Origin of the sequence: Paenibacillus sp. NRS-1782 (genome assembly GCF_050467685.1) — a bacterium.
Classification (GTDB): Bacteria; Bacillota; Bacilli; order Paenibacillales; family Paenibacillaceae; genus Paenibacillus; species Paenibacillus terrae_A.
This window is the reverse complement of the sequence record NZ_JBITPH010000064.1, coordinates 1-21,749: the sequence shown is the minus strand read 5'-3', so window position 1 is coordinate 21,749 and position 21,749 is coordinate 1. Positions and strand designations below refer to the sequence as shown.

At 46.5% G+C, this 21,749-nt stretch carries 23 protein-coding genes and 2 pseudogenes; 7 read left to right on the top strand and 18 right to left on the bottom strand.

Annotated elements, in window-relative coordinates; translation table 11 throughout:
• Window positions 1-7: 7 nt before the first annotated feature.
• The 3 genes from ACIFQM_RS23060 to ACIFQM_RS23050 are packed head-to-tail and all read right to left on the bottom strand — an operon-like array spanning window position 8 to window position 3,148.
• Window positions 8-115 (bottom strand): S-layer homology domain-containing protein, encoded by a 108-nt coding sequence (locus tag ACIFQM_RS23060; RefSeq protein WP_430040876.1) that lies wholly within the window; start codon window positions 113-115, stop codon window positions 8-10.
• Between the two features lie 5 nt (window positions 116-120).
• Entirely contained in the window at window positions 121-411 is a 291-nt protein-coding gene (locus tag ACIFQM_RS23055; protein WP_430040852.1) for an S-layer homology domain-containing protein, read from the bottom strand.
• Window positions 380-3,148, bottom strand: a complete 2,769-nt coding sequence (locus tag ACIFQM_RS23050) for an endonuclease/exonuclease/phosphatase family protein (RefSeq protein ID WP_430066189.1) — start codon at window positions 3,146-3,148, stop codon at window positions 380-382. The genes ACIFQM_RS23055 and ACIFQM_RS23050 overlap by 32 nt, the downstream gene beginning before the upstream one ends.
• A 185-nt stretch (window positions 3,149-3,333) precedes the next feature.
• Between ACIFQM_RS23050 and ACIFQM_RS23045 the strand changes: the two genes are divergently transcribed.
• Window positions 3,334-4,497 carry an aminotransferase A gene (locus ACIFQM_RS23045; RefSeq protein WP_430066187.1) on the top strand — a complete coding sequence of 388 codons (1,164 nt, stop codon included), beginning with the start codon at window positions 3,334-3,336 and terminating at the stop codon, window positions 4,495-4,497.
• A 521-nt stretch (window positions 4,498-5,018) separates the two neighbouring features.
• Here ACIFQM_RS23045 and ACIFQM_RS23040 read toward each other — a convergent pair.
• The 7 genes from ACIFQM_RS23040 to ACIFQM_RS23010 all read right to left on the bottom strand — a co-directional run bounded on the left by ACIFQM_RS23040 (window position 5,019) and on the right by ACIFQM_RS23010 (window position 11,937).
• A complete protein-coding gene (locus tag ACIFQM_RS23040; RefSeq protein WP_430066185.1) occupies window positions 5,019-6,092 on the bottom strand; it encodes an ABC transporter substrate-binding protein in 1,074 nt (357 codons plus the stop codon).
• A complete protein-coding gene (locus tag ACIFQM_RS23035; RefSeq protein WP_430066183.1) occupies window positions 6,089-6,910 on the bottom strand; it encodes an ABC transporter permease in 822 nt (273 codons plus the stop codon). The genes ACIFQM_RS23040 and ACIFQM_RS23035 overlap by 4 nt, the downstream gene beginning before the upstream one ends.
• Complete coding sequence (locus ACIFQM_RS23030; RefSeq protein ID WP_430040875.1) at window positions 6,900-7,712, bottom strand: ABC transporter permease; 813 nt, start codon at window positions 7,710-7,712, stop codon at window positions 6,900-6,902. Before ACIFQM_RS23030 ends, ACIFQM_RS23035 begins: the two co-directional genes overlap by 11 nt.
• On the bottom strand, window positions 7,702-8,811 hold the full coding sequence (locus ACIFQM_RS23025) for an ABC transporter ATP-binding protein (protein WP_430040846.1): 1,110 nt from the start codon (window positions 8,809-8,811) through the stop codon (window positions 7,702-7,704). The genes ACIFQM_RS23030 and ACIFQM_RS23025 overlap by 11 nt, the downstream gene beginning before the upstream one ends.
• Before the next feature lie 65 nt (window positions 8,812-8,876).
• On the bottom strand, window positions 8,877-10,022 hold the full coding sequence (locus tag ACIFQM_RS23020) for an N-acetyldiaminopimelate deacetylase (RefSeq protein WP_430066181.1): 1,146 nt from the start codon (window positions 10,020-10,022) through the stop codon (window positions 8,877-8,879).
• Window positions 10,023-10,206: 184 nt separating this feature from the next.
• Entirely contained in the window at window positions 10,207-10,920 is a 714-nt protein-coding gene (dapD, locus tag ACIFQM_RS23015) for a 2,3,4,5-tetrahydropyridine-2,6-dicarboxylate N-acetyltransferase (protein WP_430040844.1), read from the bottom strand.
• A gap of 111 nt (window positions 10,921-11,031) precedes the next feature.
• On the bottom strand, window positions 11,032-11,937 hold the full coding sequence (locus tag ACIFQM_RS23010) for a hypothetical protein (RefSeq protein WP_430040843.1): 906 nt from the start codon (window positions 11,935-11,937) through the stop codon (window positions 11,032-11,034).
• 208 nt (window positions 11,938-12,145) lie between these two features.
• Between ACIFQM_RS23010 and ACIFQM_RS23005 the strand changes: the two genes are divergently transcribed.
• Both ACIFQM_RS23005 and ACIFQM_RS23000 read left to right on the top strand, forming a co-directional pair.
• The gene (locus ACIFQM_RS23005; protein WP_430066179.1) at window positions 12,146-13,090 is read left to right on the top strand and encodes a DMT family transporter; all 945 of its coding nucleotides are present in this window, start codon (window positions 12,146-12,148) and stop codon (window positions 13,088-13,090) included.
• Between the two features lie 73 nt (window positions 13,091-13,163).
• Window positions 13,164-14,012 (top strand): sulfurtransferase, encoded by an 849-nt coding sequence (locus tag ACIFQM_RS23000; protein ID WP_430066177.1) that lies wholly within the window; start codon window positions 13,164-13,166, stop codon window positions 14,010-14,012.
• Window positions 14,013-14,093: 81 nt separating this feature from the next.
• Here ACIFQM_RS23000 and ACIFQM_RS22995 read toward each other — a convergent pair whose 3' ends face one another.
• Entirely contained in the window at window positions 14,094-15,134 is a 1,041-nt protein-coding gene (locus ACIFQM_RS22995; protein ID WP_430066175.1) for an NAD(P)/FAD-dependent oxidoreductase, read from the bottom strand.
• A gap of 189 nt (window positions 15,135-15,323) precedes the next feature.
• Here ACIFQM_RS22995 and ACIFQM_RS22990 point away from each other — a divergent pair, with 189 nt between their 5' ends.
• Both ACIFQM_RS22990 and ACIFQM_RS22985 read left to right on the top strand, forming a co-directional pair.
• Window positions 15,324-15,458, top strand: a complete 135-nt coding sequence (locus tag ACIFQM_RS22990) for a hypothetical protein (RefSeq protein WP_430048208.1) — start codon at window positions 15,324-15,326, stop codon at window positions 15,456-15,458.
• A pseudogene (locus ACIFQM_RS22985) lies at window positions 15,446-15,562 on the top strand (sulfurtransferase); the annotation flags it as partial. The gene ACIFQM_RS22990 and the pseudogene ACIFQM_RS22985, both read left to right, overlap by 13 nt.
• Before the next feature lie 109 nt (window positions 15,563-15,671).
• Here ACIFQM_RS22985 and ACIFQM_RS22980 read toward each other — a convergent pair.
• The gene (locus ACIFQM_RS22980; protein WP_430048232.1) at window positions 15,672-16,508 is read right to left on the bottom strand and encodes a DUF5050 domain-containing protein; all 837 of its coding nucleotides are present in this window, start codon (window positions 16,506-16,508) and stop codon (window positions 15,672-15,674) included.
• Between the two features lie 387 nt (window positions 16,509-16,895).
• On the opposite strand from ACIFQM_RS22980, the gene ACIFQM_RS22975 reads away from it, so the two are divergent.
• Together ACIFQM_RS22975 and ACIFQM_RS22970 are read left to right on the top strand one after the other, a co-directional pair.
• Complete coding sequence (locus ACIFQM_RS22975; RefSeq protein ID WP_430040834.1) at window positions 16,896-17,270, top strand: sulfurtransferase; 375 nt, start codon at window positions 16,896-16,898, stop codon at window positions 17,268-17,270.
• 271 nt (window positions 17,271-17,541) lie between these two features.
• Entirely contained in the window at window positions 17,542-18,261 is a 720-nt protein-coding gene (locus ACIFQM_RS22970) for an SDR family NAD(P)-dependent oxidoreductase (RefSeq protein ID WP_430040833.1), read from the top strand.
• 151 nt (window positions 18,262-18,412) lie between these two features.
• On the opposite strand, the gene ACIFQM_RS22965 is transcribed toward ACIFQM_RS22970, so the two are convergent.
• The 6 genes and pseudogenes from ACIFQM_RS22965 to ACIFQM_RS22940 all read right to left on the bottom strand — a co-directional run bounded on the left by ACIFQM_RS22965 (window position 18,413) and on the right by ACIFQM_RS22940 (window position 21,395).
• Window positions 18,413-18,580, bottom strand: coding sequence for a hypothetical protein (locus ACIFQM_RS22965; RefSeq protein WP_430040832.1), 168 nt, complete (start codon window positions 18,578-18,580; stop codon window positions 18,413-18,415).
• A 300-nt stretch (window positions 18,581-18,880) separates the two neighbouring features.
• The gene (locus ACIFQM_RS22960; RefSeq protein ID WP_430048206.1) at window positions 18,881-19,126 is read right to left on the bottom strand and encodes a DUF6979 family protein; all 246 of its coding nucleotides are present in this window, start codon (window positions 19,124-19,126) and stop codon (window positions 18,881-18,883) included.
• Window positions 19,127-19,360: 234 nt separating this feature from the next.
• A pseudogene (locus ACIFQM_RS22955) lies at window positions 19,361-19,597 on the bottom strand (GNAT family N-acetyltransferase); the annotation flags it as partial.
• A 225-nt stretch (window positions 19,598-19,822) separates the two neighbouring features.
• A complete protein-coding gene (locus ACIFQM_RS22950) occupies window positions 19,823-20,317 on the bottom strand; it encodes a DUF6933 domain-containing protein (protein WP_430040830.1) in 495 nt (164 codons plus the stop codon).
• A gap of 220 nt (window positions 20,318-20,537) precedes the next feature.
• Window positions 20,538-20,888 carry a hypothetical protein gene (locus ACIFQM_RS22945; protein ID WP_430040829.1) on the bottom strand — a complete coding sequence of 117 codons (351 nt, stop codon included), beginning with the start codon at window positions 20,886-20,888 and terminating at the stop codon, window positions 20,538-20,540.
• Between the two features lie 192 nt (window positions 20,889-21,080).
• Window positions 21,081-21,395 (bottom strand): hypothetical protein, encoded by a 315-nt coding sequence (locus tag ACIFQM_RS22940; protein ID WP_430048201.1) that lies wholly within the window; start codon window positions 21,393-21,395, stop codon window positions 21,081-21,083.
• Window positions 21,396-21,749: the final 354 nt, after the last annotated feature.

Below are 21,749 nucleotides of genomic sequence, written 5' to 3'. Positions count from 1 at the left end.
TATTATACTACTGTTCCCAATTCAACTTATCCAGAGTTCGAGATAATACAGCCGCTGCTTCTGCCCTCGTCACCGATGCAGCTGGAGCAAAACGTCCCTTCACGTCTCCCTTCATAATGCCTAAGCCGGACAGCGTGTTGACAGCCGGAGCTGCCATATAGAAATGGCTTGTGTATCCGTTAATGACGCTGAGGCACTTCCTGCCGTTGTATCTTCTACAGTCCCGGCGAAGCGCAGGGCTCGCTCTACAATCACAGCCAGCTCCTCCCTCGATACCGGAGCATCAGGTCTGAAGCTGCCGTCAGCATAACCGTTGATCAGTCCAGCAGAGGCCGCGATACGCACAGAATCCGCATACCACGATTCCGATTGCACATCGTCAAAGCCCGTCACCATGCGATCTGCTTGCATTAGCTTCTCCGCCATCCAGCACGACATAGGTTCCACCCGAACGTCCATACACAGTCAGTTCCTCGCCAGAAGCGGTAAACGGAACCGGATGATAGGACAACTGTCCGGCTTGGTTGGTGGATACCTTTACTACAGCAAGCTGGCTCATAGCTACCGTTGCAGGAACACGTAGCAGATAACGTTCATACCCTTTACTGAAATTATCGCTACCTGCCAACGGCTGCTTGCGTCCATCTTCGCTTCGTAACTCGGCCACAACATCAACAGCCCGCACCAGCCTGCGCCCTGTCGGAAAATCTGTGCGATTAGTCAATCCTTCGTTCGACGTAACCGTAAAGCTCAGGGAAATTTGTTGTACAGGCACCTGCCAGGTGTCAGCCAGCTTTTGAACAGACAAACGACCTGTTGCTATTTCATAGCCGCCCTGTGGCGTTTCTACTCGCAGGGTGTGAATACGGTCGTTCAAGACGGCACCCAAAGCATCTCCGTTTAGATTCACTTCGAATAGCTTAGCATCCGCTTGCTCTCCTGCACGGACTACGAGCGTACCATTCGCCCCGTTCCGAATCGCATTGTGTATGTCAGCGGCTGGTACCTGTGCGACTGCTCTTTTCAGTCCGTTTTGCTCTGTTACTATGGACTTGGCTTGCACCACATTAACACCTGACGAACCGTTACCATTCTGCCCGCTATTCGCAGTCTCACCCTGTCCGTTATTCGTCGTTCCACTATGATTCCCGGTGTTGTTGCTGCCATTGCTCTCCTGCTGATCATCGTCATCATCTTTATTCCGACCACTCTCGCCATCTGTTGGCGGTTCCACTGTTTGGCGTGGCAAGCCAATTTGAGCAACCAATGGATCATGATCACTTACCCGCCCGTCCGCCGCGCTAAAATCCGCATTGATATGAACAATATCCAGCACGGATGATTCACTTATGGACGGACTGACCAGCAAATGATCCAGTGTTTGCGAATTCCCCTCATAAATATACGAATACCGCTCCTTCTCATCCAGCTTATCTACCAGATTCGTCAATTCCTGTCCCCGGACCCAAGCGAGCGTTTCGGAAAATTGAAAATCATTTAAATCTCCCAATATGACGATATTCGCCTGATGGTTTTGAGCCAGTACCGACTTCACAAAACCATTCACAATCGTTGCAATCTTCGCCCGCTGTATTTCGCTGCTTCGTACGGGGGGCTGAATCCCTCCGAATGGCGCCTGATCGCCTCCTTTGGAATTAAAATGGTTCGCGATCACGATCACCTGCTGACCGTCAAACTCAAATTCAGCAGCCAACGGCTTGCGTGAGTATTCAAATGCCGCATGCAGCGGATCAATACGACCGGGATTGAGTGAAAGCCCCTGCTCTCCATAGGTCACAGATGTAACCGAATCTCCCTTCGGCTTGTCCATCAGCGTGACACGTTGCGGATTGTAGAGGAAGCCGACCCGGATATTGCCGCCAGGAGCGCCGCCATCCTTATTATTTTCAGGTGCTATATCTGTAAAAGCATACTCCGGTCCTCCATGAGCACGAATCGCCTCAATCAGCACCCGAAAGCTTTCCGAAGCATCTGTGGTGCCGTCATCCTTCTCACCGTTATTGTCCTGAACCTCTAACAGTCCTACAATATCCGGGTGGTTCAAATTCACGGCGATGGCCTGTCCGAGCTGATCAATCCGTTTTCCATCACCGGGATCGAAATTTTCCACGTTAAAGGAAGCGACCGTCAGCTTACGATCATCCTGTACCAGACGTGTGTTGGCTGGCTGGAGACCACCTGACACAATATCCGGCAGACGCTCCGGCAACAGCTTGAAATTGCTAAAGCTATAGCTCACAATTCCCGTGATGGGACCCGCAAAACGATCCCCTGTTTTCAACGGAACCGAAGGTTTGGCGTCGATCAAAATCCGCTGCGGATTCAGACTTTCTTCGGTCAGCATCAAGCCGCCTGCTTCGGTCAATACCTCGCCTGTGTTCGCCCCGTTATCAATCCTGACCGGAATTTCATAACCATAAAGGCCGATGACTCGTGCATCCTTCAACTCTACGCGCATGGCCTCCAGACTTTCGAAAAAGTCCAATCCATCCTCCTGCGGATCAAACACCGTCATTCCGTCATTATCCACAACAGATGTCGGCATCACGCGCCCCTCTTTTCCAAGCAAAATCGGAGTCGGCAGTGGACGATCCTTGGCGATCACCGAAACCGAAGAAGCAACAATTTCCGTGGTCGTCAGGTCGACTGGCTTGCTGGCATAGGTTCTTTCTGTATATTCCTTCACAGAGCCGCTGACCCATACCTCATCCCCAACCTGCACACCGCTGCCAGACTTGTACACTAAAATGGCCTCGGATGTTTTTTCATCCTGATCCACCCTATCGTCCGCCTCCTGGATAAAGAAGTTGCTTCCCTTCACCATCGTCACTATTCCTTCAACATCCGTTACCTTTTGCCCCTCATAAGGTGAACGATGAGCCGCTCCTTGTATATCATGGATACGGAGCTTACCCGGCACGTAGACATCTACGTATACGCTTGTCCCAACAGACGTGGGTGATGATGGTACCCCCGTTTCTACTAAAGATGCAGGCTCTGCTGAAGCTTTTCCATCGGACAGTAACCCCGGCCCTCCACCCGACAGTACCAATGCCACACTGAGCCATGTGACCCCAAACCTTTTTAATTTCCTGGGTAACGTTACTGCTATGTATTCTTGTTTCATTAAAAGACGCGCTCCTCCCAATTTTAGCTATGGTCACGCTTACAATATATATTCCATGTTTAAACATACCATAAAATAGTCAAACCAGTACCTGAATTATGTAAAATGAATGCTTCCCGCCGTAGCATAATCAGATCAAATTATTGTAAACTTGTTCTAATACAGAAAAAGGTGGCACACACGCTATGGAGCACTTGCTTAACGATCAGGTTAAAAACATTCAAATCAGCGGCATCCGCAAAATTGCCAATAAAGTTGCCGCATTGCCCGGAACCCTGTCCTTAACGATTGGACAGCCGGATTTCCCTACCCCTCCGCATATTATGGAAGCCGCCCACCAGGCGATTAACGAAGGACGCACCTCCTATACGCCAAATCCGGGACTGCCCGAACTGCGAGAAGCGGCAGCAGCGTTTGTAGCCCATAAATACGGACTGAATTACCGTGGACAGGATGAGGTTATCGTAACGAACGGAGCCAGCGAAGCGCTGGACATTACCCTGCGCACCATTTTGTCACCCGGTGACGAGGTCATTTTGCCTGTGCCCATCTACCCCGGCTACGAGCCATTGATCCGCTTGTCAGGTGGGGTGCCCGTGCTGGCTGACACCCGCAACAGCGGTTTTAAGCTGACCGCTGAGGTGCTGGAGCCTTATTTGACCGAACGGACAAAAGCCGTCATCCTCGGATATCCTTCGAACCCAACCGGACGAGTGATGAGCCGCGAAGAGCTGGAAGCCGTCGCAGATTTGCTGAGAGACCGTGATCTGTTTATCATTTCAGATGAAATATACAGTGAACTCATTTACGATGCGCCACACGTGTCTCTTGCAGCCCTTCCCGGCATGCAAGAGCGTACCATCGTCATCAACGGCTTATCCAAATCGCACTCCATGACAGGCTGGCGTATTGGTTTCACACTTGCACCTGCGGCAATTACACAGCACATGGTCAAGGTTCATCAATACAACGTGACTTGTGCCAGTTCGATTAGCCAATATGCTGCGCTGGAAGCCTTGACCGTCGGTGTCGACGATGCACTTCCGATGCGCGAGGAATACCGCAAGCGCCGTGATTATGTGCATGGAAGACTAACCGACATGGGCATTCCGCTTGAAAAGCCGGAGGGGGCCTTTTATCTTTTTCCTTCCATCGCCCATTTTGGCTTAAGCTCGATGGATTTCACCCTGAAGCTGCTGGAAGAGCATGGGGTGGCTGTCGTGCCCGGAGATGCCTTTTCCTCCTATGGCGAAGGGTACATTCGGTTGTCCTATGCTTATGGGCAGAATGTGCTGGAGCAAGGGTTGGATAAAATAGAAGGGTTTGTTAGAGGAATTGTGAGGAGTTAAGGTGGGAGGAAGCGCTTCGCGGTCCATTTGATCTTCCGATCGCTGTTGCAGGGGGATTCTTGGATTGTATAAAACATTTAGTGGTAAGAATCCCCCTGCAAAGGCGAACGCTGTCGCTTCTTCAGATTCAAATAGCCCGCTTCGCTCACTGCCCGCCTTAAAGTCCCACAAGTCTCTAACGTGTGTGGGGCGCAGGGGAAAAGAAGTACCCCTCTCACCGCTTTGCGCGGTGAGTAAAATAAAACAGGCTCTTGAATCACCCGTACAGGTGATTCAAGAGCTTGTTTGTTCGACTACTACTCCCACATGGGCGTGTGGATTCATTCGTGTAGCTTGAAGCACGGCACAGCGGAGGGGGCGGAATGGTGCTGGACAAGCGATGCGGTCGCTTTTGTCCCCGGATTTCCCCCTAAAACCTGGCTTCATTCCGGAAATCCGGGGGCGGTGGCGATGGGAAGCATCATCCGCCCCCGCAGCGGCCTCTAAAGCTCAAACCTGAATCCACGCGCCCCTCCACTCTCCTACTTTAAATGCATTTTGAATTGCAGGAACAATTCATTGTAATGAGCCAGCATCCGCTTGCCCAGGTTGTCGTAGACCTCCAGCTTATCCGTAATTTCAGATGGTGGATAGAAGCGCTCATCACCGGATATATCTTCGGGCAACAGCTTCTTTCCATCCGCGTTAGGTGTGGAATAGCCTACAAATTCGGCATTTTGGGCGGCTACGTCGGGCTGCATCATGAAATTGATAAACTTATGGGCCGCGTCCACATGGGTGGCGGTTTTCGGAATAACCATGTTATCAAACCACAGGTTCGAGCCTTCATCCGGCACGATGTAATCCAGCTTGTCGTTCTCGTCCATGATTTCGGACGCATCGCCGGACCACACAACCCCGGCAGCAGCTTCCTCGTTTGCCAGCAGCATTTTAATCTCGTCACCGACAACGGCCTTGACATTGGGCGCTAATTTCTCCAGCTTCGCTAAAGCCCGCTGCAAATGCGCCTCATTCGTATCGTTCAAGGAATAGTGGAGGCTGTTCAGCGACATACCCACGACTTCCCTCGCACCATCGACCAGCAGGAGGTTGTTACGCAGCTTTGGATTCCACAGACCATCCCAGCTATGAAAATCAATGCCCTTCGTTAGCTCCGGGTTGAACACAATCCCAACCGTACCCCAAAAATACGGCACAGAGTATTGGTTTTTCGGGTCAAACGAAAGGTTCAGAAAATGAGCATCCACATGCTTCAAATTCGGCAGCTTGCTGTGATCCAGCGGGAGCAACAGGTGCTCCTGCTTCATTTTAGCCAAAGCATATTCCGAAGGAACCGCTACATCAAACGATGTTCCTCCCTGCTCAATTTTCGTCAGCATCGCCTCATTGGAGTCAAACGTCTGATAAATGACGGTAATCCCCGTCTCCTTCTGGAACCTTGCCAGCAGCTCAGGGTCGATATAGTCTCCCCAGTTGTAGACCGTCAGCGTATTGCCACCGGAATAGCCTTGACTGGAATTGAGCCATGCCGCCACTCCCATCAGACCGAACGAGATGATAAAAATCGACAGAAACACGCGCACAAGCGACTTCATCTAGGTACCCCCATTTCCGCCGCAGGCTCCTTTTTCCCATTCCGATTCGCCTTGCGCATAATAAAGTAGTAACCCACCACCAACAGCACGGTAAACAGGAAAATGAGCGTGGACAGCGCATTAATGGACAGGGAAACCCCTTGGCGGGCACGCGAGTAAATTTCCACCGATAAGGTCGAATAGCCGCTGCCTGTCACAAAAAAGGTCACCGCAAAATCGTCCAGCGAGTAGGTTAGCGCCATAAAGAAGCCCGCGTAAATCCCCGGCTTGATAAAAGGTAAAATCACCTTGGTCAGCACATCCATCCGGCTGGCACCCAAATCCCGGGCCGCATCCACCAGCGATGGACTCATTTCCTGAAGCCGCGGCAAAATCATAATGACCGCAATCGGCACACTAAATGCAATATGGGACAGCAACACCGAGTAAAAACCCAGCTTGATCCCCACCATCGTGAACAAAATGAGGAAGGATGCGCCAATAATGACGTCCGGGTTCACGATCAGCACATTGTTGAGCGACAACAGTGTATTTTTGACCCGACGGTTTTGCATCTGGTGAATAGCCAGCGCTCCCATGATGCCAATAATCGTGGCCAGCGCAGATGATAGCAACGCAATGACCAAAGTATTAATGACAATAATAATCAGCCGAGTGTCTGCAAACACCTCTTTATAGTATTGGAGCGTAAAACCTTCAAATTCGTGCATCGTCCCGCCGCTATTGAACGAATAATACATCAAGTACAGAATAGGCGCATACAACACGAGAAAGATGAGCACCAAATAAATATTCCCGAACCGGTTTTTATTTGCCATGCCGCACCCTCTGTTTCGTTCCCGAGGTTATCAGCATAAGGATTGCCATCGCCAAAATCAGGAACACCGCCACCGTAGAGCCCATGCCCCAATCCTGTGTGACCAGAAAATGCTGCTCAATCGCCGTTCCCAATGTAATGACGCGGTTGCCCGCAATCAGACGGGTAATCATAAACAGCGACAGCGCCGGGATGAATACCGCCATACACCCGGATCGCACACCAGATAGCGTTAATGGGAAAATAACCCGGCGAAACGCCGTCCACTTGGAAGCGCCCAGATCACGCGCGGCGTCTAGCAGTGAAGGGTTCAGCCCTTCCAGCGCGTTGTAGATGGGCAAAATCATAAACGGCACAAAAATATAAACCGATACAAACACAAAGCTGGAGCTGGTAAACAATAATTGCTGACCACCCAACCCGACCAAGCCCAACACAGCATTCACCGGACCATAAGTACCAAAAATCCCGATAAAAGCATATGTTTTAAGCAGTAGGTTAATCCACGTCGGCAAAATAATGAGCAACAGCCACAGTTGCTTATGCTTGGTTCGGGTCAGCAAATACGCCGCCGGATAAGCCACTAACAGCGAAAATACCGTAATCAACAGCGCATACCAAAACGAGCTAAGCGTCATGCTCAAATAGACAGGTGTCAGAAATTGTACATAGTTACTGAACGTGAAATGACCGTCTACATCAAATAGCGAATAGTAAAACACAAGCACGACCGGAGCTGCTACGAACAGCACAATCCATAAATAGTAAGGCAGCAGATACGCTGCTCTCGTATTACCGGACATGCTGCTCCACCTCTTCATAGGCTTCCAGACGGCGATCAAATTCTTCCTCTGTTTCCCCGAACCGCATCACATGGATCGCTTCCGGGTCAAAATGGAGGCCGATTTCACTACCCAGCTCCGCCTTTTTGGTAGAATGCACCAGCCACTCCTGGCCTGAATCATCATAGCAGCTAATTTCATAGTGAACACCACGGAACAGTTGGGTATCCACCTTTACTCGCAGCTTGCCCTCTGTAACAGTTGTAATCTCCAAGTCCTCGGGTCGAATGACAATTTCAATCGGTTCATTCGGACGCAATCCTCCATCGACACATTCAAACTGTCGACCGTTAAACTCCACCTGATAATCCGCGATCATGCGTCCTGGCACAATATTGGATTCCCCGATAAAATCAGCAACAAACCGATTGATCGGCTCATCATAAATATCATTCGGTGTACCGCTCTGCTCGATCTTTCCTTTATTCACAACAAAAATTTCGTCCGACATCGCCAGCGCTTCCTCCTGATCATGCGTAACGAAAATAAAGGTGATCCCAAGACGCTGCTGCATTTCACGCAAAATGTACTGCATTTCTGTCCGCAGCTTTAAATCCAGTGCAGACAGCGGCTCATCCAGCAGCAGAACGTCCGGCTCATTGACTATAGCCCGTGCAATGGCAACACGCTGGCGTTGCCCTCCAGACATCTCAGAAATTTCCCGTTCGTCGTAGCCCTCCAGATTGACAAACGACAATGCCTGCGCAACCTTCTCCTGAATGGCCTTTTGGTTCATCTTTTTGATCCGCAGACCGAAAGCCACATTTTCAAACACATTCAGATGTGGAAATAAGGCATAGTCCTGAAAAACCGTATTGACCTGCCGTTCATTGGCTGGAACACGATTAATCAGCTTGTCATTCAAATAAATCGAGCCTTCCGTCGGCTCTGCAAAACCCGCAATCATACGCAAAATTGTTGTTTTACCGCAGCCGGAGGGCCCCAGCAGCGTATAGAATTTGCCACGTTCAATCTCAAAGCTGACATCAGCCAGCACCGGTGGATCGTTGTCATATTGCTTGGTCACCCGTTCGAATCGGATGATGGTTTGCTCTCCCATAACACCCTCCCTCAACATTCGACTTCATTCCATTTCATTCATTTCATTAAACCTATTTATTCAGACTATATCCTTGAACCTTGGGATTTCCATGTGAAATAGTCTGTCAGCACACGAATCGCCACCCCAATGGCTTCCTCCGCAGGCTCCAGCTTGGCATGGTGCAGACCATAAGGCGTATCAACACCAAGCCAGAACATTAGACCCGGAATCCGCTCCAGAAAATATCCGAAGTCCTCTCCGGTCATCGCTTCACCGCATTCAATGAGTTGTACATCCTGCCGTTCACGGACCCAGTTCATAAATTCCTCTGTCACCTTGGCCTCATTGAACACTTGTAAATAATTCGAGCCATAATGAATTTCTGCATGGCATTCAAACCCAGCTTCAACACCGCGCACCAGCGCTTCAATCCTTGATTTGACCAGTGTCATCGTATCGGCTGACAACGTTCGGATCGTACCCTCCAAACGGGCTGTTTCAGCAATAATGTTCTGCTTCGTACCACCGCCGACCTTGCCAATCGTAATGACCGCTGAATCCAGCGGGTTCACATTACGGGCCACAACCGTTTGCAGTTGTCCGACCAACTGACAGGCCGCCACCACCATGTCATTCGCTTTGTGCGGATATGCCGCATGTCCGCCTGTACCCTTCAAGTCGATGAAAAGCTCCGACGTATTGGCAAATAGGATGCCCGGGCGAGTCGCAATCGTGCCAACCGGATATTCGGGTGCAACATGCAGCGCCACGATTTCATCGGGTATCCAATCTGCAAATTCCGTGCTGTCCCGCATAGGCAATGCTCCGCCAGGCCCTTCCTCGGCAGGCTGAAACAATACAACCAGGTCATCCTTGATCGGGTGGCTTGCAAAGTGAGAAACAATCCCCAATCCAATTGTCATATGTAAATCATGACCGCAAGCATGCATGTAGCCGGGATGGGTCGAACGGAAATCATAGCCCGTCTCTTCCACAATTGGCAAACCATCCATATCACAGCGATATCCATAGCGGCGCACAGGAGCCGTTCCATGAATCAACACCAGTACGCCAGTACGCCATGTACGAATGTCCAGATGCTCCTGAGGGAGCGTTGCCAAATAATTCAGCAGATATTGCTGCGTTTTAAATTCCTCAAAGCCAGGCTCAGGAATTTGATGCAAATCTCTTCGTATTTGAACAAAAGAACGATAATCGACCGTGCTCATTCCGCTGATCCGCCTCCTTTTCCTAACTCATCAGGTTTATCAGACAAAAGAACAAAAGGACAAAAGCCCGGCGCAGCCGCCGAGCCTTGTCCGTTGTGCTTCGTCCCTAAATTGTGCTGTCAATGCATCATGCCACTGACAAGGTATCGTTCACCCATTGTGCATTTAAAACTCTTTTTCAGTCTTACAGAACGCGCAAATCCTTCAAGATTTCAGTTTTTGATTTGGTCTTATCGTCGACCTGTTTGATCACGCGTGCAGGTGTACCGGCAACTACGGAGTATTCAGGTACATCTTCGGTTACGACAGCTCCGGCTGCAACGACTGCACCTTTACCAATTCGCACACCTTCCAATACGACCGCGTTCGCACCGATCAATACATCGTCTTCTACCACAACAGGCTGTGCAGATGGAGGTTCAATAACACCCGCAAGGACTACGCCTGCACCGATGTGACACATGTTACCTACTTTAACACGGCCGCCCAGTACAGCATTCATATCAATCATTGTGCCTTCACCAATGGTGACACCGATGTTAATGACTGCACCCATCATAATGACTGCGTTATTACCGATACCAACCATATCGCGAATATACGCGCCTGGCTCGATGCGGGCATTAATGCCTTTCAGATCGAGCATAGGCACTGCGGAATTGCGGCGGTCGTTTTCCACCACATAGTCTTCTTCATTAGCGTTAACACTGTCCAGAACAGGCTTGATGTCGGCCCAATCGCCAAATACAACGCCACTGTCTCCGGAAATAAAAGCTTGAACATTCTCGCCGAATGCTGCGGAAGCCAAAGCCCCTTTTACATATACTTTAACAGGTGTTTTTTTCTTACTGTTTTTAATCACGTTGATGACTTCTTGTGTGTTCATTTCGATGGACATAGTAAATCGAACAACTCCTTCATCGCTTCATACGACTTCGCAAGCCGGAATGATCTTATTCTCTCATCCTTTATAGCACAAAAGTACAGGTCCCGCAATTACAGATTCGAGTTACTTGTTGGCTTGCAGGCTCTCCAGCGATGTATAAATGAAGGATTCGAAGCCCTCGGCAGGCTCGCCGTGAGGAATGTTTACCTTCAGGATGAAGCCGCCTGGTTTATGTTCTACAACAATATATTGGCGTGTGACCTTCGAACCGTTCGCTTGCAGGAACAGACGGCTGCTGGTCAGCGCTTGAGGCACTTCGGCTTTATCTACCTTCACCGCTTTACCGACGGAAGCCAGATCCTTTTCGCCTTTCTTTTGAAGCTCGTCCAGATTTACATCGGAGGGCAGCTTCGTAATTTCAGCGTAATAGTTATCATCAACAGCCAAGGCTACACGGTTTTGATCAGGAAACAGGGACATGGGATCAAACACATACAGTGTATATCCCTCTCCTTTTGCCAATGTAGCTGTCTGCTTTTCCTTTTTCCCTTCAAGGCTAAGCTCAAAAGCTTGCGTTTTCGAGCGTTCACCGCCTACTGCCTGACTAGAGCTGCCGTTTGGCGTGCTGTCTGTTGCAGCTTCTACTTTTTGTATTTTCGTCAAAATCAGTTGCTTGGCAACCGCGTCGCCCTCCACTGCTTTTTCGTTGTATTCAAATGCGACTGAATCGCCTTCCTCAAGTCCGGCTACCACCGTGTCCAGTCCTTCACCCAGTTGGAAAGATTGGGCTTGGCCATTGGTTTCAATTTCAACCGTGTGCGGGTCAGCGGCTCCGTTGTATACGCCTGTTCCCTTTTTGGCCTCCGACTCGGCGCTTGGCTCCGGTTTCACTTGTGGCTGTTGCGTCTGTGGTTGGTCTCCCCCTTGAGGTGCGGTATTATTGGTTTGCGGTTTCGTTCCACAGGCTGACAGAGCCAGCACTGCCACTACAGTTAACAGTATAATTGAAAAGGTGCTGCGTTTTTTCATAAAATCCACCTCCACTATGATAGACGAGTTTGTTCTGCAAAAGTTCTACGCAGCTCCATACTTAAAATCCTTCTTCCTGCATCGCTTTTTATATTCCACACAGATGTCAGGCACGGTATAATGGGCTGTATTAAACCTAATTTTTGAGATACCGATGGAAGGAACCCTACACGTATTATTCTTCCTCCGTACTGGATGGAGCTGTCACATGAATCAAGCGCACAAACCGTCATTTTCCTTTGAATTACTGTACATCGTAGGTATTATCGCTATTTCGTTCTCCTCGATCTTCGTAAGATGGTCTGAAGCCGAGGTGTCCGTCATCGCTATGTACCGTTTGTACCTGACCAATCTCGTCATGCTGCCTTTGGTCTGGAAATACCGTGCCGAGCTATTCAGCCTGAGCCGCAAGCAATGGATACTGATCCTTTGGTCCGGTATTGCACTAGGGCTGCACTTCTTGCTCTGGATGGGCTCGCTGCGACTGACCACCGTTGCAAGCTCTACCGTTATTATGACATTGGAGCCGATCCTTGTCATGCTCGGTTCTTTTTTATTTTTCCGTACACGCACAAACCGTGCTATGCTCATCGGAATGGGCCTGGCTCTTGTTGGCTCGCTGGCGATCGGAGCCGGGGATTTTCATGCCTCGGGACAAGCCTTGCTTGGAGATGCCTTATCTTTTCTGGGGATGGTGGCCGTCTCTATCCATATGCTGATGGGCAAGCATTTGCGCGAGCATTTGAGCGCCTTTGTGTATAACTTTTGGGTATTCGCCATCGCGGCCACATCGCTTGCACTGTATAATATGGTCAACGCAATTCCTTTTACCGGATATGCACCACGGGAATGGGGATTGTTCCTGTTGCTCGCCATAGTGCCCACCTTGTTCGGCCACTACCTGTTTAACTGGCTGCTCAAATACATTAACGCCACCGCAGTGTCGATGGCAGTACTCGGCGAACCCGTTATTTCTTCCCTGCTGGCTTGGGTATTGCTAGGAGAAAAACTTTCTGCCTTACAATTTGGCGCAGGCTTCTTCATCCTGTTCGGGGTATGGATTTTTATCCGGTACGGAACAGATTTCAAGAAGCAAGTCGTCCACCAAAGTGAATTGCCCGACAACGAGCTTCCCCTTAAGATAGGCTCATAACTTATTTACCCCATTTTCATGAACGGTACTCAATTGAACGATCTCAATAATAAAATGGAAAGGCGGAATACCTATGAAATCCATCGTATCCAAACGCTGGTTGTTAGCTAGACTATATGAGCCAGATATCATCATCGCCGACTGCCGCTCCCTGCTCGGACAAGCCGGAGCGGGACGGGCTCAATTTAATGAGGATCATATCCCGGGGGCTGTTCACTTCGATCTGGAGGAAGACCTCACGGCTCCTCTAGGTGAGCATGGTGGACGCCATCCTTTACCGGATGCTGACACATTAGCCGCCCGCCTGAGTCGCGCCGGAATTAACGCAGATTCACGCATCATCGCCTACGATGATCAAGGCGGCATGATGGCCTCCCGCTTCTGGTGGCTGCTGCGCTATTTGGGTCATGAGCAGGTGTACGTGCTGGAAGAAGGCTACAGCGCCTGGAAGGAAGCGAAGTTCCCGGTCACGGCAGACCAGCCGATTCGCATTCCCTCAACCTTTGTAGCGAAGGTACAGCCGCAAATGCTCACAAGTATGGAAGAAGTGCGACGTGTGTCCGAAGGTTCGGTTCCCATTGGCTCCTATACATTGATCGACTCCAGAGAGCGGCCGCGCTACCTGGGACTGGAAGAGCCCATAGATCAAGCAGCAGGGCATATTCCCGGTGCGGTGAATTATTTTTGGAAAGAGGTATTGGACGAAAAGGGTACTTTTAAGAATGCGAAACAACTGGAACAGCACTTTACCAGCCTTGATCGGAATGCAGAAATTATCGTATATTGCGGCTCAGGCGTATCCGCCTGCCCGAATGCTCTGGCCTTGAATGAGGCAGGATTTAGTAAGGTGCGGTTATATCCGGGAAGCTGGAGCGATTGGATTTCTTACAGTGAGAATTCTATTGCGACTGGGGAAGAGTAGAAGGCTTAAGCAGATATACAGTATGTAATTTGGAGTACATCGCTCATGTAACGATGTACTCTTTTGCGTTTTCGAGTAGTCCTAGAATCGTGAGAGTCGACAAGGGTCTAATTCACTTCTTGATTCCTGATCGATGATTTCACTTGCAGCCAGATGCGCAATCAGCGGCGCCAGCGTAATCGCAGAATGCATCACCGCCAGATAAAGTCCCTTGATGTGATCTTGGAAGCCCACGATCGGATAGCCGTCTTCAGGCATGGGTCTCATCCCAACCTTTATGCTTTCCAGTTCCAGTTGATTCCCGTCCTTCAGACTGCGACGCAACGTGTCGAACGCTCGCTTACCGACCGCCTCTGGTCCGTTTTCCTCCGACTCGTCGATATAATCTTCCGCAGCCAGCAGCGTATAATCCGTCAGTTGACGCGCTTCAAATTGCGCATTTGAGATTAATGTACGTATCCGTTTATTCGCAGTCTTCATCCGAATCAGAATGGAAGGCGACGACGTTACCGGCACGGGACAACCTAACGGGTTGCAAAGTTCGGGTATGCCTGTACCTGCGGCCAATACCACTACATCCGACTCCAGAAAACCCTTGGACGTATGGACGCCGACCAGGCGGGAATCTTCTTGCTGCAGCTGTGTAACGTTGGTACCGAACTGAACATTGGCTCCGTACTCCCGCGCTTTGCTCAACAACAGCTCCGTTAACCCGATGGGGTCTACCGCACCTTCTTCGCTGGCATATATCGCTTCATCCGGATATTCCTTCAGATTCGGCTCCAATGCCTCAAGCTGCTCCCGGTTTAATTTTTGAAGGTGAAGTTGCTCCCTTAGGGGTGGAGTGTCCCAAGTCAGCGCCCCATGCCAATGAATTTTCAGTTCGGGTAACTCTTGCTGAAGCGCATGATATGCTTCCAAAGCTGCATCGTACAAATGCCAGTATTCGGGAGCCACCCTATGAGTCGTATGTATCCAGGCAAAAGATTTATCTGTGACTTCACGCGCCGCGGCGGAGTGTCGTTCAATAACGGTTACACCTTGATTTCGTTTGGCCAGATGATAGGCCAGGGACGCCCCAACAATCCCTGCTCCAATAATCACAATTTTTTGTTTATTCAATAAATGACTCCTCCTGTTTCACCCTATTGTAACATAGGCGATATGATACTCAGACGCTATAACATATACATATGAGTGCAGCTGGAGCGACTAGATAAGTTGAACTAAGGATTAGAAAACAATGGTAAGGAATTAGCTTCTGCATGTCGAAGTAAGTAGGAAACCACTAAGACAGGCAGGAAAAGAAAAATGGTAAACACTGTTGCATTTCAAGAAATCAAAACCGCGATGAAAAAAGCAAAGGATCGTCCGATGTATGAACGGTACAAGACCCTTTATTTGTATCTGCAAGGAACTGAAGTGGAGCAGATTGCCCGAATGTGATTGCGCTGGAAGAAGCGGGATACTCAAATGTGAAGTTGTATTCCGGAAGTTGGTCGGATTGGATTAGTTATGAGGAGAATCTGGTGGCTACCGGGGAATTATAAAATAAGTGTAGGAAAGTACAAAAAGCTCACGCTCACCGTGGGCTTTCACTAGTGTCTAATATCTCTGCTGCAATAGTCTATCTGTTTTTTCATGGATCAGGGCTAATTATTATTTTTTCACTTTCCCATCAAATCCAACCTTATACACGGTTTCTTTCTTAAAAGACAGGAATGCAAAACCACCCTCTACTTTTCCCAAAAACCGATCATTAGTATCCAAAGAAAGCAACTTGTTCTTTTTACCTGTATAGCGATTATAAACATGCATATCACTCTTAAAATTGCCTAAGTTGTCTTGGGGCTTATCAGTTGTATAATAGAACTTATTATCGACATATGCTATAGGGTAAAGACTATCCTCCTTCGAGACAAATGTTATTTTTCTAGTTCCATTCAGATCTGCAAGGACACCTATATAACTGTCATTATAGCGTCCTTTCACCACCGCCGAAAAAAACAAAACATCGCCATAAAATTCGTATGTCGACACACCTTTTGAGGATATTACCTTAGCTCCTGTACCATCTTTCTTCATACGATACAATTTGCCATTACCATAGTCTTTATAGTATATATACCCTTTGTTAATCCTGATAAAGTTATTAATTCCGATATCGTTAAAAGGAGGTTTAGACATAACAATCTTTTCCTTTGTGCCATCTGTTCTCATTGAGCCAAAAGACAATGGAGTTTGAAAATCCTCGCCTTTTCTCCTTTTCAAAAAGTTAATCGTATCTCCTACAACTTCAAAACTTGAAAAATCTGCATCCTGGCTTATATAAGTAAACGCTGAACCATCTTTTTTAATTTTAGCAATCTTATAAAACCACTCATCTGTCCCATCCGCTACCAAGAAATATATCCACTCTCCAACCATTTTTGAATCTCGAACAGACTTAGGATAAATCGTCTTTGTTGTGCTTTTGTTATCTGTGAATGTCGTAATGTTAATTCCAAAGAATCTTTTAAACTCAATATCACTATCCCAAACTAGAGAATCTCAAGGAGCTCCCACCCCGTATGCGGGTACTACTCCAAACAACATAATCACACTTAACAACGCTATTATATACTTTTTTCTCATCTAACTCTCCTTAAAATATGTATTTTTCTACAGTCATTATTGTAAATTACATTTACATATAACACAATCATTCCCTCTCGATTTCGATTTCAATTTCAATTTCAATTCCCAAATTTTAGTATAAAATGATTACTGGCAGAGAAAAGTTTTTTCCTGTATATGGCCAACTTTGGTGCAGGCATCGGTGTTCTGATGATGGATTCCTCCATTACCCCTTCGTCTGACCGCTGGGAAGGGCACTTGTAACCCATGGGATCTGCGCACGGAGGACGTCACCTGCTTCCTGATCCGGTTGCACTTGCAAACCGCCTTGTCAAAGCTGGCATCGGCTCCAATAGTCGTATTGTTGCTTATGACGATCAAAGCGGGATGAATGCATCTCTGCTATGGTGGCTGCTTCGCTACATCGGTCATGAACAGGTGTATGTCATGGACGAAAGCTTCTCCGCTTGGCAAAATGCCAAGTTTCCGGTGACTACGGATGTACCCGTTCAGATTCCGTCTTCCTTTGAGGTGAACGTACAGCCTCAGATGCTGGCAAGTGTGCAAGATATAGTTGGGCAAAGCAGCACCCCATTGCTGGAGTTGACTCTGATATCAAACCTTAGCTTCATGTACTATTGAGCTGATTTTGGCTCTGCGAAAGTTGTACGGATGAAGCAAGAAATCTAACTTTTAAGGACATCAACTTAAATTTTAGCAAGTTAAAATATCAGTCGGTGGGGATCTTCAGATATCACTCAATCACTTCAAACTGGACGTAAAATTTGCAAGTGCTGTATTATGGAAGCTGGAGCGATTGGATTAGCTATGAGGATAATCCGCTGGCTACCGGGGAGGAATAGGCGCAGAAACATATTTTTGCTATTAAGTGCGTAAAAAAGGAGAATTAGAAGTGAAAACCTATCTTGTGTTCGGTGCAAGCAAAGGATTAGGAGATGCATTTGTCAGGGGTGTGCCCCAACAGGGCGATAAGGTCTGGGTAGTTTCTCGCACCAAGCCTGACAACTTGAAGCTGAACGATGGTGTAGAACGAATATGGATACAGGCAGATCTGTCTGATCTCAACGCAGCCACACTTGTCGTCAATAAACTCGGGAATGGCACACTGGATGTTCTCATTTACAATGTCGGAATCTGGGAAAAGGAAGGATTTGAAGATCACTACACATTCGACAAAGATGAGCCTGCTGATATAAGTCAACTGATACATGTAAATGTCACCTCAGCCATTGTATGTATTCAATCGTTATTACCTCACCTTCGTCAATCGAAAGCTGGAAAAATCATTCTCATTGGCTCTACAGCTGGTCTGAATAATGCAAACAACACCCAGGTTGCTTTTGTCGCCTCCAAATTTGCGATTCGAGGGATCACGGAGGCCTTGAGAGAACATACAAGACACGACGGCATTGCCGTTACGTGTATCAACCCGGGGGAGCTGGCAGCTGAAATTCCATATGAAGAGGGAAGTGAACGGGCACTTGACGAATATAATGGGACACGTATCCCCCTAGCGGATATGGTTTCCATTGTAAAATGCATAGTCAACCTGTCCAAGGCAGCCTGCGTTAAAGAAATTAATATTCCGGCAATAAAGGATATGAACACTTAATCGGGAATCCGCCACAATTGATTATGAAGAACCCCGTGCTGATCAGGGGAAAATAAATACGAAAAGCCCGCGTCCGACGCGGGCTTTTGTGTTTCCTTCACATTGCAGGAAGGCTGGTTGGATGGCTCCTTGCTGCATAGGAAACGCTCGGCTATGTTGCTGCCTGTTGTTCCTTGGGATTTTGCATCAAACTGACCAACAGCATGGACAGAACCAGTACAAGAAAGTATAAAGGCATCGTAAGTAGCGCACCGTTATGAATCAAACTCATGCCGCTCGTAATCATACTCACCAGCAAATAATAGCCGAGTCCAAACATAGCTCCTGAGGTCCCTAGGACATCATGGTAATCCACGAGGGCCATGCTCAGACAAGTTTGGAAGAGCTATGCCGATACCCAGCAGGATGACAAATATGCAGAATACCGTGAGCACAAGGTCGATCAGCGTGGCTTCGATTCCGTAAAGCGCTAAACAGGCAAGACTAAGCGCCATACTCTGCGATCCTTCATCAACCGCGCTGCCACGGACAACATACTGACGTTTTGAGTCGCCTCCAGTGCCGTTGCTTGAATATTATGTTATGCGTTGCAATTCCATCCCTGAAAATACCATGAGGATTATCCTTGTATGTAATTCTTCTTATAGGGCACCTTTACAACATCCATTTGATGATTGTGTGATATTCCACTATTATTAGTAACCTTGTTCCATAGTTCTTTAATGTCTTCTAATAGATTTGGTTGTACCTTTATTAATTTAACAGCCTTAATTGCATAATCCTTGTTTTTTGATTTTCTTCTTGTGTTATAAAGACCTTTTGGAATCCCTTCAATAAGTAATCTTTCTGACTCTAAATTCATCATATTCATCGCCTCTGATATTTTTTTTAGCCTTTGCTTGAATTACATAGTAGCAGACGAAATCCCTGTCATCTTTTTGAAAAGGTTTATAACTAATCAGCTGATATCCCTTTTACACATGAAGTGAATTTTTCTTTAATTTTCTTTATCAAAAACATATTCGACATGTCTTGACTTAAACATTCGAACTGATGAAATTATGTTCAACAATACTTTGGAAATCTTACTCGACCATATATGAACTTGGTTGCTTTCTATAAATATCAAAGCCCCCCCTATTATTTCTCCATTAAAAAGCACCTTGAAATATTCACAATTTTGCATCATTTCTTCTTGCCAGCTTATGAAATCATATCCTAGTGGACCACCGATTTCGTTATTATTGAAATGTTTTGATTCTTCATCAAAGCTGGCCTTTTGTATTTCCGCAAGTTTTTGTGCATCATTTTTTATGGCTCGTTCTAGTTTCAACATTAGTTACACCTCCATTGAGTTGATTCTATATTAAGTTATCTTTTTTTGTTTTTGATTATTTTATCTCGCACAGGTTTCGTCTAACGTTTCTGTATTCATGAACCCGAAGGGTTGTCTGCTGAAATGCCTCCTTCGAAATCCTTCTCGCAAATCCAGGCTCCACAAGGAGCCGCTGCTTGAATAGTATGTTATCTGATTCCATTGCCTCTTTACGCTTACTTTCATTTATCCTCCGTAGTTTTCTTCCATCGCCTTCTTAAACACCTCGATGGGATACTCATATTTTATAGCTTTATAGATGAATCGGTTATTCCATTGATTTCTTTCTATTCCTTCATTAAATTCTTGCTCTATGATTTTCATCGTATAGATAATTTCATTTAATGTTCCTATCACACTTCGATTATTAGTAGTTGTGATAATCATACCTTCATTGTCTTCGATATATCTGCTGATTACTTTTTCTTCGATTTCCTCACTCATTAAATAATTCCTTAGTTCATTAACGAATAACTCTTCTACATTTTTTAATTGTGCCTTTTTAACTCCTACGATCGTTAAACTTAATCTTGATAAGTCATTCATGAATACGATTGTTTTTCTTCTATTCAAAGTGAACATATTGGCATGCCATGTATTTAACGGAATAGATATATCTGTTTTTTGTACTTTACAATCCATTTCTTTTAGCAGTTTTTGTGTCGCTCTTATTACGTACATTATTGTTCTCCTTGTTATTTATTTACATTTTCGCAATAGAATTTCACTTAACGTTTCTGTATTCACGACGTCCGGCGAAGTCGGATGTGTCCAGCTGCCTGCTACTTCTCCGAAATGCTTAAATGCCGGACCGAGGGCATATACCCGATGCGAGGATATTATGTCATGTGAAGTACCATGACTTCATTGAAACAACTTACAAATCCTGTTTAATTCAGCATCACCATTCTCTCCATTCTTCTGTAATATCTTGATCCTCCTCAATTTCTAATCCAGCTAGTCTTGCTGCCTTATCTATAAATTCAGCCAATTCTTCACGTTCCATTGTTTCAATAAAATAATCGTTCGTATCATTCAATTCATTAAACGTAATTACAATTTCTTCAACAGCCTTCATAATACTTTCAGGATATTTGGTTTCTTGTAATAATATTAATTGGTTTAGATAGTTATCTAGGACTTTATCACACATTAATAATCTCTCTTCTGTAAAAAGGTCATCTCCATATTCAATCATTCTTTTGTTCCATAGTTTGGTTGGTTTGTCATTAAATAAGTCTTGCAACGTCATTGGGCGTTTCCCTCATTTTCTTGTTTTTGTTTTAATAGATTTTTAAAATTGTTGCATGGTATTTCACATAACGTTGTTGTATTCATGAACCCAGCGTATGCTGGGTGTCCGGCGACTACCGGACCTAGGACGAATGTCCAACGCGTGAATATAATGCTATAAGATGTCCTCTTCTTCATTGATTATGTTGCATTATTCTTTCTTATTTCTTTTAAGCCATCTATCAATCTGCTTTTTAACTTCTTTTGTGTTGAATGCTCTTCTTATCTTTTCAATCTGATGTTCTTCTACTTTATCTTCCTTTAACGAACTTACAATAATGCTTTCCATTGCAATAAATCTTTCCTGCTCATAGATTTTAATTACTTCTTCCAAAACAGCTTCTGTCCACTCTTGCTGTCTAAAGTAGTACCAAATCATATGCTCTTTAACATGCTTATGAATACTAATCTGATCCTTATGATCCTTGATGACTTGTAATGTCTGTATACTTAATTTTCCGTGCAATTCTAATTGGTCCGACAGGTTTAGGGAATGAATAAGTCTTTCTAGTTCTTTAATTTATTTATTTAAACTTGCCGTTTCAACTTGATAAATAAACGAAAAGTGTTCTATGATATGTCCTCCTTTCATTTCGATTATTTTGGGGGATTTCTTATAACGTTTCCGCATCTATGACGTGACCGGACCTTAGATAGCTCTTATCTTAGGTCCGGCCGTGTGTTATCTGAATATGCTTCTGTGCTTGACACCTGATAACCAAAGGGCAAAAGCCTCACAGCTTAGATGCATTGTCATATGATTTCAGCGGCATCCTTGATTTCACTTCATTTATTCTTTTGACGGATTGTCAAGCCAAGT

Coding starts and splice junctions, on each gene's coding strand:
- ACIFQM_RS22945 (WP_430040829.1), bottom strand. CDS start 20,888: ATGACGTTGCAAGACTTATTTAATGACAAACCAACCAAACTATGGAAC.
- ACIFQM_RS22975 (WP_430040834.1), top strand. CDS start 16,896: ATGGGATCTGCGCACGGAGGACGTCACCTGCTTCCTGATCCGGTTGCA.
- ACIFQM_RS23005 (WP_430066179.1), top strand. CDS start 12,146: ATGAATCAAGCGCACAAACCGTCATTTTCCTTTGAATTACTGTACATC.
- ACIFQM_RS23060 (WP_430040876.1), bottom strand. CDS start 115: ATGAAGGGAGACGTGAAGGGACGTTTTGCTCCAGCTGCATCGGTGACG.
- ACIFQM_RS23025 (WP_430040846.1), bottom strand. CDS start 8,811: ATGGGAGAGCAAACCATCATCCGATTCGAACGGGTGACCAAGCAATAT.
- ACIFQM_RS23045 (WP_430066187.1), top strand. CDS start 3,334: ATGGAGCACTTGCTTAACGATCAGGTTAAAAACATTCAAATCAGCGGC.
- ACIFQM_RS23020 (WP_430066181.1), bottom strand. CDS start 10,022: ATGAGCACGGTCGATTATCGTTCTTTTGTTCAAATACGAAGAGATTTG.
- ACIFQM_RS23010 (WP_430040843.1), bottom strand. CDS start 11,937: ATGAAAAAACGCAGCACCTTTTCAATTATACTGTTAACTGTAGTGGCA.
- ACIFQM_RS23055 (WP_430040852.1), bottom strand. CDS start 411: ATGCAAGCAGATCGCATGGTGACGGGCTTTGACGATGTGCAATCGGAA.
- ACIFQM_RS22950 (WP_430040830.1), bottom strand. CDS start 20,317: ATGTACGTAATAAGAGCGACACAAAAACTGCTAAAAGAAATGGATTGT.
- ACIFQM_RS23035 (WP_430066183.1), bottom strand. CDS start 6,910: ATGGCAAATAAAAACCGGTTCGGGAATATTTATTTGGTGCTCATCTTT.
- ACIFQM_RS22965 (WP_430040832.1), bottom strand. CDS start 18,580: ATGTTTGGACTCGGCTATTATTTGCTGGTGAGTATGATTACGAGCGGC.
- ACIFQM_RS23030 (WP_430040875.1), bottom strand. CDS start 7,712: ATGTCCGGTAATACGAGAGCAGCGTATCTGCTGCCTTACTATTTATGG.
- ACIFQM_RS22990 (WP_430048208.1), top strand. CDS start 15,324: ATGGTAAACACTGTTGCATTTCAAGAAATCAAAACCGCGATGAAAAAA.
- ACIFQM_RS23050 (WP_430066189.1), bottom strand. CDS start 3,148: ATGAAACAAGAATACATAGCAGTAACGTTACCCAGGAAATTAAAAAGG.
- ACIFQM_RS22960 (WP_430048206.1), bottom strand. CDS start 19,126: ATGATGAATTTAGAGTCAGAAAGATTACTTATTGAAGGGATTCCAAAA.
- dapD (WP_430040844.1), bottom strand. CDS start 10,920: ATGTCCATCGAAATGAACACACAAGAAGTCATCAACGTGATTAAAAAC.
- ACIFQM_RS23040 (WP_430066185.1), bottom strand. CDS start 6,092: ATGAAGTCGCTTGTGCGCGTGTTTCTGTCGATTTTTATCATCTCGTTC.
- ACIFQM_RS23000 (WP_430066177.1), top strand. CDS start 13,164: ATGAAATCCATCGTATCCAAACGCTGGTTGTTAGCTAGACTATATGAG.